Here is a 1,835-nt window from a genome sequence, read left to right on the forward strand (position 1 = left end):
CTCTCAAAACTGACCATTGTTTCAACAAAGGATTGTGTAGCCTTCCGTAATATTCCTTAGAAAGGAGGTGATCCAGCCGCAGGTTCTCCTACGGCTACCTTGTTACGACTTCACCCTAATCATCTGTCCCACCTTAGGCGGCTGGCCCCATAAAGGTTACCTCACCGACTTTGGGTGTTACAAACTCTCATGGTGTGACGGGCGGTGTGTACAAGGCCCGGGAACGTATTCACCGCGGCATGCTGATCCGCGATTACTAGCGATTCCGACTTCGTGCAGTCGAGTTGCAGACTGCAGTCCGAACTGAGAATGGCTTTAAGAGATTAGCTTGGCCTCGCGACTTTGCGACTCGTTGTACCATCCATTGTAGCACGTGTGTAGCCCAGGTCATAAGGGGCATGATGATTTGACGTCATCCCCACCTTCCTCCGGTTTGTCACCGGCAGTCTCGCCAGAGTGCCCAACTGAATGCTGGCAACTGACAATAGGGGTTGCGCTCGTTGCGGGACTTAACCCAACATCTCACGACACGAGCTGACGACAACCATGCACCACCTGTCATTCTGTCCCCGAAGGGAACACTTCATCTCTGAAGCTGGCAGAAGATGTCAAGACCTGGTAAGGTTCTTCGCGTAGCTTCGAATTAAACCACATGCTCCACCGCTTGTGCGGGCCCCCGTCAATTCCTTTGAGTTTCAACCTTGCGGTCGTACTCCCCAGGCGGAATGCTTAATGCGTTAGCTGCAGCACTGAAGGGCGGAAACCCTCCAACACTTAGCATTCATCGTTTACGGCATGGACTACCAGGGTATCTAATCCTGTTCGCTACCCATGCTTTCGAGCCTCAGCGTCAGTTACAGACCAGGTAGCCGCCTTCGCCACTGGTGTTCTTCCATATATCTACGCATTTCACCGCTACACATGGAGTTCCACTACCCTTTCCTGCACTCAAGTCTGCCAGTTTTCGATGCACTTCTTCGGTTGAGCCGAAGGCTTTCACATCGAACTTAACAAACCGCCTGCGCTCGCTTTACGCCCAATAAATCCGGACAACGCTTGCCACCTACGTATTACCGCGGCTGCTGGCACGTAGTTAGCCGTGGCTTTCTGGTTAGATACCGTCACTGGGTGAACAGTTACTCTCACCCACGTTCTTCTCTAACAACAGAGTTTTACGAGCCGAAACCCTTCTTCACTCACGCGGCATTGCTCCATCAGACTTTCGTCCATTGTGGAAGATTCCCTACTGCTGCCTCCCGTAGGAGTCTGGGCCGTGTCTCAGTCCCAATGTGGCCGATTACCCTCTCAGGTCGGCTACGCATCATTGCCATGGTGGTCCATTACACCGCCATCTAGCTAATGCGCCGCGGGACCATCCAGAAGTGATAGCCGGAGCCATCTTTCAAACTCGGACCATGCGGTCCAAGTTGTTATACGGTATTAGCACCTGTTTCCAAGTGTTATCCCCTTCTTCTGGGCAGGTTTCCCACGTGTTACTCACCAGTTCGCCACTCGTCTCGATGTTAGCGTCCGTGCAAGCACTTCAGTTAACGGAGACTCGTTCGACTTGCATGTATTAGGCATGCCGCCAGCGTTCGTCCTGAGCCAGGATCAAACTCTCATCTTAAAGATGATGCTTGAATAGCTCATCGATTGTTGTTACTTTAAAGCGAATTGACTTCGCAATTATTCATTTGGAATCAAGTAAACTTGATTCGCCCTACACAATAATTGGTTTGTCGAAACAATGTTCAGTTTTCAAAGGTCTACTTGTTTAAATTGCCGAAGCAACTTAATTAGTTTAACATGTCTTTCAAATGATGTCAACAACTTTT

The 1,835-nt window shown here is 50.2% G+C and carries 1 rRNA gene; it reads right to left on the reverse strand.

Going from position 1 to position 1,835, the window contains the following annotated elements:
* Positions 1–60 precede the first annotated feature (60 nt).
* A 16S ribosomal RNA gene (locus tag DCM90_RS07420) occupies positions 61–1,627 on the reverse strand.
* Positions 1,628–1,835 lie beyond the last annotated feature (208 nt).

The organism is Levilactobacillus bambusae (genome assembly GCF_003124125.1).
In the GTDB taxonomy this organism is placed as follows: Bacteria; Bacillota; Bacilli; order Lactobacillales; family Lactobacillaceae; genus Levilactobacillus; species Levilactobacillus bambusae.